The sequence below is a fragment of the Nitrospirillum iridis genome, from assembly GCF_014205765.1.
Lineage (GTDB): Bacteria > Pseudomonadota > Alphaproteobacteria > Azospirillales > Azospirillaceae > Nitrospirillum > Nitrospirillum iridis.
This window is the reverse complement of sequence record NZ_JACIIZ010000001.1, coordinates 633,018-648,737: the sequence shown is the minus strand read 5'-3', so window position 1 is coordinate 648,737 and position 15,720 is coordinate 633,018. Positions and strand designations below refer to the sequence as shown.

At 67.6% G+C, this 15,720-nt stretch carries 13 protein-coding genes; 7 read left to right on the top strand and 6 right to left on the bottom strand.

What is annotated here, in order from left to right:
- Positions 1 to 43: 43 nt before the first annotated feature.
- Both FHS74_RS02900 and FHS74_RS02895 read left to right on the top strand, forming a co-directional pair.
- The gene (locus FHS74_RS02900) at positions 44 to 2,848 is read left to right on the top strand and encodes a hypothetical protein (RefSeq protein ID WP_184797198.1); all 2,805 of its coding nucleotides are present in this window, start codon (positions 44 to 46) and stop codon (positions 2,846 to 2,848) included.
- A 173-nt stretch (positions 2,849 to 3,021) separates the two neighbouring features.
- Positions 3,022 to 3,849: an aldo/keto reductase gene (locus tag FHS74_RS02895; protein WP_184797196.1), complete on the top strand. Its 828-nt coding sequence runs from the start codon at positions 3,022 to 3,024 to the stop codon at positions 3,847 to 3,849.
- A gap of 145 nt (positions 3,850 to 3,994) precedes the next feature.
- Here FHS74_RS02895 and FHS74_RS02890 read toward each other — a convergent pair whose 3' ends face one another.
- Complete coding sequence (locus tag FHS74_RS02890; RefSeq protein WP_184797194.1) at positions 3,995 to 4,432, bottom strand: flagellar FliJ family protein; 438 nt, start codon at positions 4,430 to 4,432, stop codon at positions 3,995 to 3,997.
- 20 nt (positions 4,433 to 4,452) lie between these two features.
- A complete protein-coding gene (gene fliI / locus FHS74_RS02885; protein ID WP_184797192.1) occupies positions 4,453 to 5,790 on the bottom strand; it encodes a flagellar protein export ATPase FliI in 1,338 nt (445 codons plus the stop codon).
- Positions 5,791 to 6,003: 213 nt separating this feature from the next.
- Between fliI and ctrA the strand changes: the two genes are divergently transcribed.
- Positions 6,004 to 6,705 (top strand): response regulator transcription factor CtrA, encoded by a 702-nt coding sequence (gene ctrA / locus FHS74_RS02880; protein WP_184797190.1) that lies wholly within the window; start codon positions 6,004 to 6,006, stop codon positions 6,703 to 6,705.
- A 68-nt stretch (positions 6,706 to 6,773) separates the two neighbouring features.
- Here ctrA and FHS74_RS02875 read toward each other — a convergent pair whose 3' ends face one another.
- Positions 6,774 to 7,067: an acylphosphatase gene (locus FHS74_RS02875; RefSeq protein WP_184797189.1), complete on the bottom strand. Its 294-nt coding sequence runs from the start codon at positions 7,065 to 7,067 to the stop codon at positions 6,774 to 6,776.
- A 194-nt stretch (positions 7,068 to 7,261) separates the two neighbouring features.
- Here FHS74_RS02875 and lepB point away from each other — a divergent pair, with 194 nt between their 5' ends.
- On the top strand, positions 7,262 to 8,017 hold the full coding sequence (lepB, locus tag FHS74_RS02870; RefSeq protein WP_184797187.1) for a signal peptidase I: 756 nt from the start codon (positions 7,262 to 7,264) through the stop codon (positions 8,015 to 8,017).
- A 36-nt stretch (positions 8,018 to 8,053) separates the two neighbouring features.
- The gene (locus FHS74_RS02865) at positions 8,054 to 9,415 is read left to right on the top strand and encodes a tetratricopeptide repeat protein (RefSeq protein WP_184797185.1); all 1,362 of its coding nucleotides are present in this window, start codon (positions 8,054 to 8,056) and stop codon (positions 9,413 to 9,415) included.
- Between the two features lie 21 nt (positions 9,416 to 9,436).
- On the opposite strand, the gene FHS74_RS02860 is transcribed toward FHS74_RS02865, so the two are convergent.
- Positions 9,437 to 10,705 carry a cytochrome P450 gene (locus tag FHS74_RS02860; protein WP_184797182.1) on the bottom strand — a complete coding sequence of 423 codons (1,269 nt, stop codon included), beginning with the start codon at positions 10,703 to 10,705 and terminating at the stop codon, positions 9,437 to 9,439.
- 130 nt (positions 10,706 to 10,835) lie between these two features.
- Between FHS74_RS02860 and FHS74_RS02855 the strand changes: the two genes are divergently transcribed.
- A complete protein-coding gene (locus FHS74_RS02855) occupies positions 10,836 to 12,863 on the top strand; it encodes a di-heme-cytochrome C peroxidase (protein WP_184797181.1) in 2,028 nt (675 codons plus the stop codon).
- 97 nt (positions 12,864 to 12,960) lie between these two features.
- Positions 12,961 to 14,493, top strand: coding sequence for an FAD-binding protein (locus FHS74_RS02850; protein WP_184797180.1), 1,533 nt, complete (start codon positions 12,961 to 12,963; stop codon positions 14,491 to 14,493).
- A gap of 86 nt (positions 14,494 to 14,579) precedes the next feature.
- Here the strand turns inward: FHS74_RS02850 and FHS74_RS02845 are convergent, their stop codons facing one another.
- Together FHS74_RS02845 and FHS74_RS02840 are read right to left on the bottom strand one after the other, a co-directional pair.
- Positions 14,580 to 14,879, bottom strand: coding sequence for an SCP2 sterol-binding domain-containing protein (locus tag FHS74_RS02845; RefSeq protein ID WP_184797179.1), 300 nt, complete (start codon positions 14,877 to 14,879; stop codon positions 14,580 to 14,582).
- A gap of 98 nt (positions 14,880 to 14,977) precedes the next feature.
- Entirely contained in the window at positions 14,978 to 15,676 is a 699-nt protein-coding gene (locus FHS74_RS02840; protein WP_184797178.1) for an ATP12 family chaperone protein, read from the bottom strand.
- Positions 15,677 to 15,720: the final 44 nt, after the last annotated feature.

Below are 15,720 nucleotides of genomic sequence, written 5' to 3'. Positions count from 1 at the left end.
GTAACGGGCGGAGGTCTCACCGTACAGGACGGAGACCGTGGCCATGAGCGGCGTCCAGACCCCATCCGTCGTTGCCCCGACCAGCGGCGCCAGCGCCGGGGCGGCGCCCACCGTCCTGGGCCAGGTGACGGTGACCCAGCTGCCCGACAAGCTGACCGGCCTGGCCCGCGCGCTGGCCGTCAGCGGCATGGTGACGGAGCAGCGGGGGGACCAGGCCACGCTGCGCACCGCCGCCGGCGACGTGCAGGTCCGCAGCGACCAGCCCTTGCCCACGGACCGGCCGGTGACACTGCAGATCCCCGCCCAAACCAGCGGCGCGGCCTTGACCGCCACCGCGCTGGCGCAGTCGGCGAGCCAAGCCACCGGCCAGACCGCCGGCGGCGCGGCCGTTCAGACGGCGGCGGCCCAGACGCAGACCGCTGGCCCGGCGGCCACCCTGCCGGTATTGCAGGTGGGCACCACCCTGGCGGCTGTGCTGCTGAGCCCAGCGCCGGCGGGCAACGCGACAGCCTCCGGCCCGGTCGCGACGGCGACGCCCCCGTCCGACGTCAGCCAGGGCCAAGGGCTGGGTCTGATCGTTCGCGCCCAGGGTGACACCGGCGACCAGCCGGACCTGACAGACGACCGTCAGCCCCCCAGCCAGCCAGCCCCCACCCAACCCGCCCCCAGCCCGACAACGGCCGCGTCACCGTCCGGCACCCAAGGCGGCGCCAGCCAGCCCACACCCACGCCCCAGCCGGGAACCGCCACGGACAATGGCGGCACGCCCGCCGTATCATCGCCCCCCACCACGGGTGGCCAAACGGCGAGCGCGGCGCCGGCCGCCCCCGGCGGCAATGCCGCGCCGTCCTTGGCCGACCTGCTGCCCGATATCGCGCCGCCGCTGGCGGCGCAAACGCAGACCGCCCGTGCCGTTCCGGCCGACCTGTCCTCCTGGATGCCAGCGCCGGACACGCCGGAACAACCGCTATCAAGTCCCACGGCGACACCCACCCCCGCACCGGCGCCAGCCGCGCCGGGCGCCCCGGGCGGCGCATCGAACCCCGCGTCCCCGCCACCGTCGGCGACACCCGGGGCGGGGGCGGCACCCGGCGGCGCCCCCCCACGGGATGGGGCGCCCGCGCCCACCGTCCCGCCATCCCCGTCTTCGGCGGCCGCCACCCCACCACCACCCGCCGCCGCCCCCCTCGGCCAGGCGGCCACACGGCTGGCCGCCCTGGGCCAACCGGGCTTCCTGCCGGACCTGGGTGCCAAGGCTGGCGGCGCGGCGCCCGCTCAAGCCCCCGGCGCACCAGCGCCGCGCATCATGCCATCCGCTGGGGATGATGCGCCCTTCGTCGCCGGGAGCCTGTTCCTGAACACCCGCCCCAGCTTTGTGCGCACGGGCCTGCCGTCGGGAACCGCCGCGCCCTTCTCCCCCCTCCCGGCCGTCACGCCACCGCCATCCGGCCAGGCATCGGGGCAAGCGGCGGCGCCCCCCCCAGCGCCCGCCGGCGCCCCCTCCACCTCACCAGCCGCCCCGGTCCCCCGGATGAACGCGCCGGTCGTTCCCGCGCTGGCCAGTTCGGTGCTGGCCAGTTCGGTGCTGGCCAGTTCGGTACCGGGCGTCTCCACCGGCCAGGCCGGCCCGCCCTCAGCCCTGGGCGGCGGCTCCCCTTCCGTCCTGGGCGTCCCGACGGCCAGGCCCACGGGTATGGCTCCAGCGGCCACCCTACTGCCTGGCGCCCTCGCTCCGCAGGCGGCCGAGTTGACATCGGCGACGGTGGGGCCGACGGCAAGCGCGGCACCGGCCGCCGTCGCTTATGCCACCCCGCTGCGCGCGGCCGCCAACCCGGCGCCCGTCCAGACCGTCAGCTTCACCCTGGTGTCCATCCAACCGCCCGACGCCGATCATCCAGGCATGGGGGAATCACCGACCCCCGGCATCCTGCCGCCGGAGGATCCGGTCACCGACCCCGCCATCCGGCCCGGCGTCGCCCCCACGGTGCCCGGCACCGTCGTGGGCCTGACACGCGCCGGCCAGCCGGTGGTGGAAACGCCCAGGGGCACCTTCCTGCTGCACGCCCGCACCGATCTGCCCCTGGGCACCAAGGTGGATTTGGCGCCCGCCGCCACGCCGGTGGCGGACCTGGACGCGCCACCGCCCCCCATTGATCCGGCGCGTGGGCGGGATTGGCCGGCCCTGCGCGAGGCCTTGGCCGTCATCGCCGCCGCCAACCCTGCCTTGGCCCGCCAGTTGATCGAAAGCATCCTGCCCCGCCCCACGCCGCAGCTGACCAAAACCCTGGTCATTTTCCTGGCGGCCCTGCGGGGTGGCGACGCCGGCGGCTGGCTGGGATCGGAGGCCATGTCCACCCTGGGCAAGGCGGGACGCGGCCGCCTGTCCGCCCGCCTGGCGGACGACTTCAGCAGCATCGCGGCCCAGGCCTCGGAACCCAACAAGGAAGGATGGCGCACCTACGCCGTGCCCTTCGGGGACGAGGTCGGGCGACTGCAAGTGCACGTCCGCGCCATCAACGACGAGGACGGGAATGAGGAGGAAGGCGGCCCCGCCCGCGCCGGCCGGGCCCGGCCCTTGCGCCGCTTCCTCATCGACCTGCACCTGTCACAGCTAGGGCCCATGCAGTTGGACGGCCTGATCTGGACCGGTCGCTTCGACCTGGTCATCCGCACCCGTCAGCTACTGCCCACCAGCCTGACGCGGGAGTTGCACGGCATCTACAGCAACAGCCTGGCCGCCGTGGGTTACAGCGGCGGCCTGTCCTTCCAGACCGGCGCCCACGGCTGGGTCGATCATGCCATCGCCCCCACTGGCGGTGCCGGCGCGGGCCCCATCACCCGCATCTAGAGCAGATCGCCCAAAGGTGAAATCGCCTTTGGGCGTGAAGCTGCTCGCGGACAGACTCAGCTATAGCCGGCTGCGGTTCCGATTTAACGCAGCCGGCTATAGGCCCCTTGTCTGAACCCGGCGGCGTCCCACTTTGGTTAATGCCCCCGGATTTCCGACAGTGGACCTGACCCATGACCGACCAGCCGACCCTGATGCTGAACGACGGCCGCGCCATGCCCCAGCTGGGCCTGGGCCTCTGGCGAACGCCGGACAGCCAAGCGGGCCCGGTGGTGGGCATGGCGCTGGAGGCCGGATACCGGCTGGTGGATACGGCCGCCCTCTACCGCAACGAGACGGGCGTGGGCCAGGGACTGCGCAGCACCGGCATTCCCCGCAGCCAGGTTTTCGTGACCACCAAGCTGTGGAACGACGGCCACGGCACCGACGCGCCGGCCGCCGCCCTGGATGCCAGCTTGACGCGGCTGGAGCTGAACGCCGTCGATCTTTATCTCATCCATTGGCCCATTCCCAACCAGGGCCGCCATCTGGAAATCTGGCGGGCCCTGATCGCGCTCCGGGAAAGCGGCAAGGCGCGCTCCATCGGCGTATCCAACTTCACCGCCGCGCAGTTGACCCAGCTGATCGAGGAGACGGGCGTCGTGCCCTCCGTGAACCAGGTGGAATTGCACCCCCGGTTCCAGCAGCGGGAATTGCGCGCCTTCCATGAGCGGCACGGCATCGTCACCCAGTCGTGGAGTCCCCTGGGTCAGGGCACCCTGCTGGACCACCCGGCGCTGGCCGAAATCGCCCGTAAGCATGAACGCACGCCGGCCCAGATCGTCATCCGCTGGCATCTGGATCTGGGATTGGGCGTCATCCCCAAATCCGTCACCCCGCATCGCATCCGCGAGAACATCGCCGTCTTCGACTTCCGCCTGGACGAGGCCGACCAGGCCGCCATCGCCGGCCTGGACGATCCCCACGGCCGGCTGGGCCCGCATCCCGACGATTTCAACTGATACCGACGACATTTTGCCGTCCCTCAATCGCCGGGCGCGACCATCCAGTCCGCTACGCTTCCCGGAAAGCTCCGGCGCCCGCAGTCGCGGGTTACAGCGGCACCAGTCAGAATCTCGTGCCGCTGGTATGAGACGGACAGCGGGCCTACTCCTCCCCTGACCCGCCCTCCCCTTGCTGGCGGGTGTGGCGTTGGGCGGCCACCTCGTCCAGCATCATGGATTCCTTGCGGGCCAGTTCGGCCTTTTCCTGCCGGATGCGCTCCTCCTCCGCCAGTTCGAAGCGCTTCAGTTCCTGGAAGGCCTGGGCCAGGTCCTCCTCCGCCCGGCGGATGGCGATGACCAGCTGCAGCCGGGCCTGCTCCAGGGCGTTGCGCTGCAGCTTGATCTGGGGAATGTAGTTGGCGAAGGCCATGGCCATGTCGACCGACGTGCCGGACAGCTGGCGCTCCATCTCCACCTGGGCCTCGAACTGCCGGCGCCGGGCGGCCAGCTGGTCGTCATGCTCACGCAACTGCGTCAGGTGGCGGCGCTTGTCGTCAACCTCGTTCTTGTGCAGGCGGATCAGGGTCTTCAGGCTCTTCATGACTTAGGATCGTGCCGGTCTCAAACCGGCCAGGGGGCGCCGTTCAGGATGGCCTGAAGCTGGGCGTAGCCGGTGGCGAGGTCGCTGCGTTCATGCCGGCCCTGGCGCAGGAAGCCCTCGATATGGGGGTTCAGCTCGATCGCGCGGTCCACCTGCGGATCGCTGCCCCGGCGGTAGGCGCCCAGGCGGATCATCTCCTCCATGTCGGCATAGGATGACATCAGGCGGCGGGCGGCGATGACCAGGGCGTTCTCCTCATCCGTGTTGCAGTCCGGCATGGTGCGCGAGACGCTGCGCAGGATGTTGATGGCGGGATAGCGCCCGCGCTCGCCAATGCGGCGTTCCATGACGATGTGGCCGTCCAGGATGCCGCGCACGGCGTCGGCGATGGGTTCGTTATGGTCGTCGCCGTCCACGAGCACGGTGAACAGGCCGGTGATGGTGCCGTCGCCCGCCCCGGGACCGGCCCGTTCCAGCAGGCGCGGCAGCTCCGCGAACACGGTGGGGGGATAGCCCTTGGTGGTGGGCGGTTCCCCCGCCGACAGGCCGATCTCGCGCTGGGCCATGGCGAAGCGGGTGACGCTGTCCATCATGCACAGCACGTCCTGGCCCTGGTCGCGGAAATGCTCCGCCACCGCGAAGGTCATGTAGGCGGCCTGGCGGCGCATCAGCGGCGGCTCATCGCTGGTGGCCACCACCACCACGCTGCGCGCCAGCCCCTCTTCCCCCAGGTCGTCCTCGATGAATTCCTGCACCTCGCGGCCGCGTTCACCGATCAGGCCGATGACGGTGACCGAGGCGGCGGTATAGCGCGCCAGCATGGACATCAGCACCGACTTGCCCACGCCGGAACCGGCGAAGATGCCCATGCGCTGCCCCCGGCAGCAGGACAGGAAGGTGTTGATGGAGCGCACGCCCAGATCGATCTTCGCCCCCACCCGCTTGCGCGTGCTGGCCTGGGGCGGGGCGGCCTTGATCGGGTTGCCGACGGGGCCGATGGGCAAGGGGCCCTTGCCATCCAGCGGTTCGCCCAGGGCGTTGATCACCCGGCCCAGCCAGGCGGGCGTCGGGCTGATCTCCGGCTGGCCCTCCGCCACCTCCGCCCTGCAGCCCAGACCGATATCCTCCAGCGTGCCGTAGGGCAGCAGCAGGGCCTTGCCGTTGCGGAAGCCCACCACCTCGCAGGGGACGGGACGGCCGCCGCGCGAGATGACACGGCAGCGCCCGCCGATGGACAGGCGGCGCTCCACCCCGCCGACCTCCACCAGCATGCCCAGCACCGAACTCACCCGTCCGAATATCTTGAACGGGGCAAGCGCCTCAATCTCGGGGATCAGTAGGCGGGGATCGTACATCATGGTCGGTGTCGTCGCCCTAACATCGGGTGTTATCAAGCCATTACCTGTGAACGCGACCCTGTCGCCCAGGGCGGACCGGTCTTGCGTCCACAACGGGTGAGATAGCTAAAGGATAGCCTTACCCGCGTAGCATAATGCCGCGGCATCTGTTAACCTAGTCGGCAGTTAACAGCCCGCGTCCTAGAGACTACACCTCTTTCAGGGAAGACGCCCATGAGAGTACTGGTCGTAGAAGACGATCCCTCGATGGCCAAGAGCATCCAATTGATGCTCAAATCCGAAGGCTTTATCGTGGACATCACCGATCTGGGCGAAGATGGCCTGGAAATCGGAAAGCTGTATGACTACGACATCATCATCCTGGATCTGATGCTGCCCGACATCGACGGGTATGAGGTGCTGCGGCGCCTGCGGTCGGCCCGGGTGACAACGCCGATTCTCATCCTTTCCGGCCTGACGGAGCTGGACGCCAAGCTCAAGGGCCTGGGCTTCGGCGCGGACGACTATTTAACCAAGCCCTTTGACAAGCGCGAACTGCTGGCCCGCATGCAGGCCATCGTCCGCCGCAGCAAGGGGCATTCGGAAAGCGTCATCCGCACCGGCCCATTGACCGTGAACCTGGATACGCGCTCGGTGGAGGTTTCCGGCCAGCCCTTGCACCTGACGGGCAAGGAATACGGCATCCTGGAATTGCTGTCGCTGCGCAAGGGCACCACCCTGACCAAGGAGATGTTCCTCAACCATCTCTACGGTGGCATGGATGAACCGGAACTGAAGATCATCGACGTCTTCGTCTGCAAGCTGCGCAAGAAGCTGGCCCAGGCGACGGATGGCACCAACTACATCGAGACCGTCTGGGGCCGTGGCTATGTTCTGCGCGATCCCAACGAGGCCCAGCAACAGGCGGCCAGCTGAGCCCGCCCCCTGCCGGAAGAGCGATCAAGGCCGCGAGCCGCCCCTTGGGGCGACGCGGCCTTTTACTTTCAGATGGTCGGCAACTTGTGGAAGCCCATGGCGCCGGGATCGGTGCCGGGCTTGGCCACCACCTCGGTCACCACGGCGTGGGTGGGGCCGCGGCGGCAACGGTCGACCATCTCGGCCACCGCCACCGGCGTGCCGGCGAATAGCGCCTCCACCGTGCCATCGCTCCGGTTACGCACCCAACCGTCCAGCCCCAGGTCCAACGCCTGCTCCACCGTCCAGCCGCGGTAGTAAACGCCCTGCACCCGCCCGTGCAGCATGACATGGGTGGCGACGCGGTTGCTGGGGTCGGCCATGGGGGCTCCGCTGGCAAGGAAGAGGAACGGCGACGGGTATAGAGCAGATCGCCCGCAGGCGGAATCGCCTTTGGGCGTGAAGCCGACTCGCGGGCAGGCTCATCCCGCCAACGGCACGATGGACAAGGCGTCCCGCCCTTCGGCATCATCGCGCGCACCGGCCCCGAGGGGCACGACCATGGGTGGAGGGAACGATGCGGCGCGCGATGCTGGAATGGGGTCGGTTCATTCTGATCTGGGCTGTCTGCGTGCTGTCCTTCCGGGCCTTCGCTTTCGGCAGCTATTACGTGCCGTCGGAAAGCATGCTGCCCACGCTGGCGGTGGGCGACCACTTCGTCACCGCCAAGTACGCCTATGGCTACAGCCGGTATTCGCCGGACTTCACCCTGCCGGAGGGCAGCATCCCCACGGCGGACGGCCGCCTGCTGCCCCAACTGCCGCGACGGGGCGACATCGTCGTGCTGAAGCCGGAAGGCGCGCCGGATGCCTTGGTCAAGCGGGTCATCGGCCTGCCGGGCGACACGGTGCAACTGGTCCACGGGCGGCTGGTGCTGAACGGCCAGGTGATAGCCCGGCATGAGACCGGCGCCTATGATTACCGCGATGACCACGGCCGCACCGTGCACGTGACGGAGTATGTGGAGGATCTGCCGGCCGCCGACGGCACCCTCGCCCGCCATGCCGTGCTTCAGCGCAGCGACAACGGCCCGGCCGACAACACCGGGGTCTACACCGTGCCCGCAGGCCATGTCTTCCTCATGGGCGACAATCGCGACAACAGCCAGGACAGCCGCTTCCCTTATCCCGAGCTGGGCTTCGTGCCGCTGGACCGGGTGGTGGCGCGCGCCCAGTTCACCGCCTATACCAATCATCTGTGCAGGGCGGATGGCGCCCTCGCCTGCCCGGGCGGCGACTGGACCAGCCGCTTCGGCCGCAGCCTGAAGCCCTGACCTGACCGCACTCCCCAACGGAAGCCCCCCTGCCCCATGGCCAAGCCGACCAAGCCGCCCGCCGCCAGCCCGTCGATTCCGCCCGAGGCCCTGTTCGCCCAAGGCGTGGAGCATCAGAACCAGGGCCGCTGGGCGGAGGCGGAGGCGGTCTACCGCGATGTCGCCCGCCTGCTGCCCCGCGCCTCGGCCGTGCACTGGAACCTGGGCACGGTGTGCAAGCATCTGGGCAAGTGGAAGGACGCGCTGGAGGCCTTCCGCAAGGCCATCAGCCTGGACCCCACCTGGCGGGGGCGTGACTTCAACATCGGACTCTGCCATCAGAAGCTGGGCCACGCCAAGGAAGCGGCGGACGCCTTCGCCCGCGCGGTGGCGGCCGAGCCGGATGACCCCATAAGCCGCTTCAACTTGGCGGCGGCGCTGCGCGACCTGGGCCGAATCGCCGAGGCGGTGGCGCATACCGAGACCGCCCTGGACCTGAAGCCGGACTTCATCGAGGCGGAATTGCAGCTGAACAAGCTGCGTACCGCGCTGATGCCCCGCTGGCACCTGCCGATGATGAACGATACGGAGCGCAACGCGGCTTACGAGGCGGCCCTCACCGCCGCCGTGCGCCCCGGGGACATCGTCTTGGAAATCGGCACCGGCTCCGGCCTGCTGGCGATGATGGCGGCCCGCGCCGGCGCCGCCCACGTGTACACCTGCGAGGCCGACCCCACCATCGCGGAAGCGGCCCGCGCCATCATCGCCGCCAACGGATATGGCGACCGCGTCACCGTCATCGCCAAACCCTCCAGCGCGGTGACCGTGGGCACGGACCTGCCGCGTCCGGCCGATCTGCTGGTCTCGGAAATCCTGTCCAGCGATCTGCTGTCCGAGCGGGTGCTGCCGGCGGTGCGCGACGCCAAGGACCGGTTGCTGGCCCCCGACGCGCGCGTCATCCCCCAGGCCGGCGGCGTGCGGGCCCTGTTGGCCGAAAGCCGGACGTTGGAGCGGAACTTCTTCGTGGAGGAGGCTTGTGGATTCGACCTCGCGGCGTTCAACCGCCTGGCTCCCCGCTCCGTCCGTCTGGAACGGGCGGTGCCGTTCCGGCCGCTGTCGGAGCCGTTCCAGGCGCTGAGCGTCGACCTGACCGATCCCTCGCCGGGCAAAAGCTGGCACGGCCACCTGTCCCTGCCGGTCACGGCCGATGGCCGCTGTGTCGGCCTGCTGCAATGGATCTGGCTGAAGCTATGGGACGGGGTGGAATTCGAGAACAGCCCGCTCAACCCCGGCGAGGCCTCCGGCTGGCAGCTGGGCCTTTACCTGCCCCGCCGCCCCCTCGACCTGATGGCCGGCGAGGCGGTGGACGTCAGCGTCTTCCACGACGGGCACAATGTGTGGCTGAGCCTGAAGCGCTGAGGCCACGGCGGGCTTTCCCTCTTAACGTAAGAGGGTGAAGGATTCCGGGAACGGCCCTCCCTTAAAGTCGATTTGGCCGGCAGTGCCAGGGGCGCGTTTGGTAAACCCCGCCTTGAAGATCTGTTTCGCCATCTCTGGCGCCTGCTGCAGGCTGACCTGGTCGCCCAGGCAAAGGTGCGCGCCGTAGCCGAAATGCATGTAGACGTAGCCAGGCCGGCCGGGAATGAAATTCCCCGGCTGGGGAACGGCGGCGGCGTCTTGCATGGCAGACGCGTTGGAACAGAAGACCAAGGTGTTGGCCGGAATGGTCGTTTCCCGCGGCGTTCCGCCGGCGATGACATAGGGCGCGACCGAAAGGCGCACCACGAAGGGATTGATGGGATTGAAGCGCAACGCCTCCCAGAAAATGGCATCGAAGGCCGTGTCATCATCAGCCAGCACCGCCTGAAGCGCGCTTGCCAACACGGCAGGCCGGTCTAGGATCTGGTCGATGGCCTGGACGGTGGCAGCCGATGTCGTCTCAATCCCACCGACCAACAGCCCCATGGTGTTTGTCATGATGCGGGCCATGTCAAAGCCGATCTGCGGCGGCGTCACCAGGCGCAACAGGCGGGCGACGACGTCATCGATTTGTGGATCGGCGGCCACCTGTCGCGCCCTTTGCGGCAGGAACGTGGACAGATAGTCCTTCATCCCCTGCCCCGCCGCCAGGTTGGCGGCATGAATGGTGGGGTCGTCGCTCAGATTGTGGAACATGTCGTACTGGGTGGCGTAGGACCACTTCAGCATCGTTGTCACGTCCGGCCCAGGGAAGCCGAAATAGGCCCCGGTCAGCCCGACCGGAACCGGGCGGGTGACCTGAGTCACCAAGTCCAGGCGCCCGTCGTACGATGCCCCGTTGGCTATGGCCTTTTGCGACAGAGCCGATACCGTCCGGCGCACCCCCGGCATGTCGATCTGTTGGATCAAGGCCCGCAGGATGCCCTTGTCGCGCTGATTATAGACGGTGTCGTCATGGTCCAGCATGAATGGCCCGACCGACGGATCGATCTTGGGCAAGTAGGGGCGGACGGTGAACACAGTGTTCCGCGACAGCGCCTCCTGCACGTCGGCGCATAGGGTCAGCAGCACCGGCCCGCCCGGAACAGCCAGAATGGGCCGCTGGTCGCGCAACTGCTGAAACAGCACCAGGGGCTTCTGGGCCACCCACAGGAGCAGTAGCTGCAACTTCTGTTGCGGGGTGGGGGCCGCGTCATAAGCGGGCAGGAACTGATCGGAGAGGGCGGTCATTGGGGGTCTCTTAGGTTTGTCGGCAAATGTTTTACCCTTAAGAAGGGCAAACTATCTTCCAATGCGTCCGATTATGATATAACACTTAAAATTGTTCTGTGCGAGTTTTTCTCTACCAAGGGCGGACGATATGAAATCCTGGTGGAAAGTGGTGCTGGCAGCGGTCGTGGCGATCGTCGTCGTGGGGGGCTACGTCTATATCCGGCCCATCTGGAACAAGCTGTCGCCAACCCTGCCGCCGGCCCAACCGGTGAAGGAGGCCCGCTGGCTGAACCAGAACTGGCGCTCGGCCGACCGGTACTGGTACCACCACGCCAGCCAAGGCACATCGACGCTGCCCATTCCATACAAGTGGTTCATTTCCCTAGCGGAACCGCGGCTATCCCTTTGGGGGCAACCCCCACTGCTGGCGCGTGACGCCTATTTGACAGGTTTCGGCTTCATCCCCAGCCCGCCATCCGGCGGCGGCCTCTCGGCCAATGGGAAAGGCGGCCAGTGGACGGACCCGCGATACGGCTACGCCCAGCCGGTCGACGGCGGTGAATACGCCAACTACGGAAAAGCGTTGGACGATGCCAACCCCGATGGCCTGCCGGTAGGCTTCGCCATCACCCGGAACGTCACCAACCCCACCACCGGCACACCCCTGCCTGACCAACTTGGCTTCACTTGCGCCGCCTGCCACACCGGGCACTTGGAATACAAGGGTGTCAGTCTGCGCATCGACGGCGCCAACGCCGGGTTGAACCTGGGCACGTTCACCGACGCGCTGGGCGGGGCCCTTCTACTGACCGATCTGCTGCCCTGGCGTTTCAATGACTTCGCAGGGCGCGTCCTGGGACCGAACGCCAGCGACGCCGACAAGAAGGTGCTGCACGAGCAACTGAGCGCCGTGCTGAAGACCCTTAAGGACGCCGCGGGCGCGGTCGCCTCCGTCAGCAAGAACGACATCCAGGAAGGTTTCAACCGACTGGACGCCCTGAACCGCATCGGCAACACCGTATTCTATCAGAACCTGGCGAACGCGCCCGGCTTCAACGCGGTCAGCAATTATGCCGCCCTGAATGCGCCGGTGAAGTTCCCGCACATCTGGGACGTCCCTTGGGTCGATTGGGCGCAATACGACGGTTCCATCCTGCAGCCGGTCATCCGCAACGCGGGAGAGGCCATGGGCGTGAACGCCCTGATGAACCTGACCACGGCCAATGATCCTGGCCGGCTGTGGAGTTCCAACGTCGCCGTCGACACCATCTCCGCGATGGAACACCTGCTGGCGGGCCCCTACCCCCTGACCCCGGCCGGTGACAACAAGGTAACGGGCTTCAACGGCCTGATGTCGCCCAAATGGCCGGAAGACGTGCTGGGCCCCATCGATGCCGCCAAGCGGGACAAGGGCCGCGCGCTGTATGCGCAGTACTGCCAGGGCTGCCATCTGCCGCCCATGGACGCGCCGGATCAGGCGATCTACGCGCCCACCCTGTGGACCACCCCGAACGAGCATGGCGAGAGCTATCTGAAGGCCGTCCTGATCGACCAGAGCGAGGTCGGCACCGACCCTGCGGAGGAGCAAGTTCTGCTCCAGCGCCAGGTGACGGTTCCAGCCTACCTGGGCGTCCAAGCCGGCAATCCGGGCTGGCAGCCGGGCACCCTCTGCTTTACCGACCCATCCGAGCCCCAGACTAAGCTGGGATTTGGCCCGGCCCTCGCCTACTCCGTCCAGATGGTGGTCAAGAAGTATCTGGACGATCAGGGAGTGACGCAGGACAAGAACACGCGCGACGCGTTGAAGGGCAACCGGCCCAATTGCATCCAGGCACGCCCGGTTTACAAGGCCCGCCCCTTGAACGGCATCTGGGCGGTGCCACCCTACCTGCACAACGGGTCGGTGCCCTCGCTGTACGCGTTGCTAGGTTCCGATCCCGCGAAGGATAGGCCCAAGAGCTTCTGCCTGGGTAACCGCGCCTATGACCCGGGAAAGGTTGGCCTGGACGTGAACGATTGCCCCGGCGGCACCTTCACGCTGGACACCACGCTCGCGGGCAACTCGAACCGCGGACATGAATTCCGCAACGGCACGGTCGGCCAGAATGGCGTTATCGGCCCGGCATTGAGCGAAGACGACAAGCTGGCCCTGATCGAGTTCCTGAAAAGCCAGTGAGTGGCTCCGGTGCCACGCAGCGGGAAAGCCCCTTGCGCCGCGCGCCGATTTGGTGGAATTAATCTCCATCCAATACACTGATAAGGGGAGATGTGCGGTGGGGGCATTCGACACGGCGACGGGGCGGCGGTCCATACTCAAGGGGTTGGGCGCCCTGGCCGTGGGGGCCAGCCTGCCGGCGCGGGCGCAGCAGATGCTGGCCAACCCGGGCGAGGAACTGCATGCGCAGCCGCACCTGCCCGGCAAGGGCGCCTGGGTGGATCTGGCGCGGGCCCTGAAGGGCGCCCTGGTGCTGCCGGACGACCCCTTCTTCGGCGACTATTCCCGACCCAACAACCTGCGCTATGCCACACGGCCAGCGGCCGTCGCCCGCTGCTCCACCGCCGATGACGTCATGGCCTGCCTGAGTTGGGCCAAGAAGACCGGCACCCGCTTCTCCGTGCGGTCCGGTGGCCACAATTACGCCGGCTATTCCACCACCCATGGGCTGCTGATCGACATGTCGCCCATGGCGGGGGTCAAGCTGGTGGACGAGAAGCGCGGTCTGGTGCGGATATCCGGCGGCACCGTCAATTCCCTGGTCTACAAGGCGCTGGAGCGCCTGGGCCGCACAGTCACCCACGGCCGCTGCGATGGCGTGGGCGCCGCCGGGTTCCTTCTGGGGGGCGGCATCGGCTTCAACATGCGGCTGCTGGGCATCGGGTCGGACCTGATGCGGGAAACCGAGTTGGTTCTGGCCGACGGCACCCTGGTCAACGCCAGCGCCGATGCCGACAAGGACCTGCTGTGGGCCTGCCAGGGCGGTGCCGGCGGCAATTTCGGCGTCAATACCAGCTTCACGCTGGAGACCTTCCCCGTCACCACCGTCGCGGTGTTCGAGGTGCACTGGTCCCTGAAGCGGGATCGACTGGAGCAGGTGCTGTTCGACCTGCTGCACCGGTTGCAGGGGGCGCCCGACGGCTTCGGCAGCAAGATATCGGTGACGGTGCCCAGCCGCCAGGCCCGGGCCGCCGGCACCGGCATCACCATATCCGCCATGGGCCAGGCCCATGCCGGCATCGACGTGCCCCAGTTGTTCGGTCCGCTGTGGGACGAGGCGGTGAAGGACAAGTATGAACCGAGCGCGCCATACTGGCAGGCCCAGGACATCCTGGCGGAGGAGACCTTCCCCTATTACTACCGGGAACAGTCGACCTTCCTGCGGACCAGCGATCTGACGCTGGAGATGGTGGCATCCATGCTGGCGTTCGCCGACGCCATGCCAGGAACCTGCATGGCATCCGCTTTCAAGTTCTTCCAGGTGGGCGGGGCCGTGAACAACCTTCAGCCCGGTGATACGGCCTTCGTCCACCGTGGATACGATTGGCTGTTTTCCAGCGAAGTCAACTGGTGGACCCTGAAGGACCCGCCCAGCCTGGTGCAGGAGAACCTGGCCTGGCAGCAAAGGTTCTATGACGATGTCCGCGCCCGGGCGAAGGGTGTCGGCGCCTACCAGAACTTCCCCGACGCATCGCTGAAGAACTGGCAGCGGGACTATTACGGCGAAAACTACGCGAAGCTGCGGGCGGTCAAGACCCAGGTCGACCCCAAGTCGCTGTTTACCTATGGCCAGGGGATCCAGCCCGTCTGACGGTGGGCTGGATCTTCACGGCCTCATACCTGCGGCATTTGATCGTGACTCCGGCGCCCGCAGTCGTGAGCTACGACGCGCTGGGATCAATCATCCAGCATGCCGGCGAGCTTCATCGCCACGCCCATATCGCCCTGGACCTTCAGCTTGCCGAAGGTGAAGGCCAGGGTCGGGCTGAGCTTGCCGTCGCTGAGCTTCACGAAATCGGCCAGCGAGATTTTCAGTGTGGTGTTCACGTCCACCGGCTCGCGCGACACGGTGGGCACCTTGGTCGCGTCCAGGAACAGGGCCCCGTCGGCGCCAAAGTCGAACTTCACCTTGGCACCCAGGCCGGTGAACTGGCTGAGCGAGGCGCGCATCTTGGCTTCAATCTGATCGAAGGTCATGGGGAACGGGGTCCTTGAAGTGCTGGGCTGAACAGTTATTGCACCGCATATAAGGGGGCGACCGCCGCCCAGTTCCAATGATTTCTGCGCCCCGCCACTCAAGCCCGCAGCAAGTCCAAGTAACGTAAACTGGCAAGCAGGTCGGCCCTCAGCGACTGGCGGCGGTCCTTGGCCTCATCATCCTCCCCCCACCGCTCGATTTGGAACGACTCGTCGAGTTCCGCCAGCTCAAAGGCCTGATGCCCATCGATACGGCCCTCGAACAAGGCGAGCCCCAGGATGAGCGACCCGGTCAGCGCCACGACGTTCTGCACCCCGGTCAGTTGCCAGTCGTCCAGCTCCTCCAGCGCGCGCTTCAGGGCGTTCAGCGCCGATGGGTCCTGGGCGCGGTGGATGATGCCGGTGGTGGTGTGCAATAGGGCGTCGTAGCGCAGGACCGCCCAGTCCAGCAGGGGCTGCCAGGCGCGGGCCTGCCGCTCCACCAGCTTCGCCGGTTCCGCCGCGCGGTAGCACAGCAGATCGGTGCCGCCGTAGGCCGCCGCGCTGTCTAGGATGACGGCGCGTTGCGGCCCCACCCGGTCGACGCAGGTGGACGCCAACTGCATCATCGGCATGCTGTCCGGCACCACGGTATCACCCTGGGCCTCCCACTCCGCCGCCACCGCCTGGGCCAACGCCTCGGTCGGCAGCACCAGGTCCGCCTTGGCCGGCGATTTCAGGACGCGGGCGTCCAGAAGCACCTGCCAGCCGCCAGCCGCGCCAGGCACCACAGCCACGGTCTTGTAAATCCGCTTCATACCCCTGTTCCCGTCTTCAGGCATTTCCGTCTTCAACCCCGGTC

Coding starts and splice junctions, on each gene's coding strand:
- FHS74_RS02900 (WP_184797198.1), top strand. CDS start 44: ATGAGCGGCGTCCAGACCCCATCCGTCGTTGCCCCGACCAGCGGCGCC.
- FHS74_RS02895 (WP_184797196.1), top strand. CDS start 3,022: ATGACCGACCAGCCGACCCTGATGCTGAACGACGGCCGCGCCATGCCC.
- FHS74_RS02890 (WP_184797194.1), bottom strand. CDS start 4,432: ATGAAGAGCCTGAAGACCCTGATCCGCCTGCACAAGAACGAGGTTGAC.
- fliI (WP_184797192.1), bottom strand. CDS start 5,790: ATGATGTACGATCCCCGCCTACTGATCCCCGAGATTGAGGCGCTTGCC.
- ctrA (WP_184797190.1), top strand. CDS start 6,004: ATGAGAGTACTGGTCGTAGAAGACGATCCCTCGATGGCCAAGAGCATC.
- FHS74_RS02875 (WP_184797189.1), bottom strand. CDS start 7,067: ATGGCCGACCCCAGCAACCGCGTCGCCACCCATGTCATGCTGCACGGG.
- lepB (WP_184797187.1), top strand. CDS start 7,262: ATGCGGCGCGCGATGCTGGAATGGGGTCGGTTCATTCTGATCTGGGCT.
- FHS74_RS02865 (WP_184797185.1), top strand. CDS start 8,054: ATGGCCAAGCCGACCAAGCCGCCCGCCGCCAGCCCGTCGATTCCGCCC.
- FHS74_RS02860 (WP_184797182.1), bottom strand. CDS start 10,705: ATGACCGCCCTCTCCGATCAGTTCCTGCCCGCTTATGACGCGGCCCCC.
- FHS74_RS02855 (WP_184797181.1), top strand. CDS start 10,836: ATGAAATCCTGGTGGAAAGTGGTGCTGGCAGCGGTCGTGGCGATCGTC.
- FHS74_RS02845 (WP_184797179.1), bottom strand. CDS start 14,879: ATGACCTTCGATCAGATTGAAGCCAAGATGCGCGCCTCGCTCAGCCAG.
- FHS74_RS02840 (WP_184797178.1), bottom strand. CDS start 15,676: ATGAAGCGGATTTACAAGACCGTGGCTGTGGTGCCTGGCGCGGCTGGC.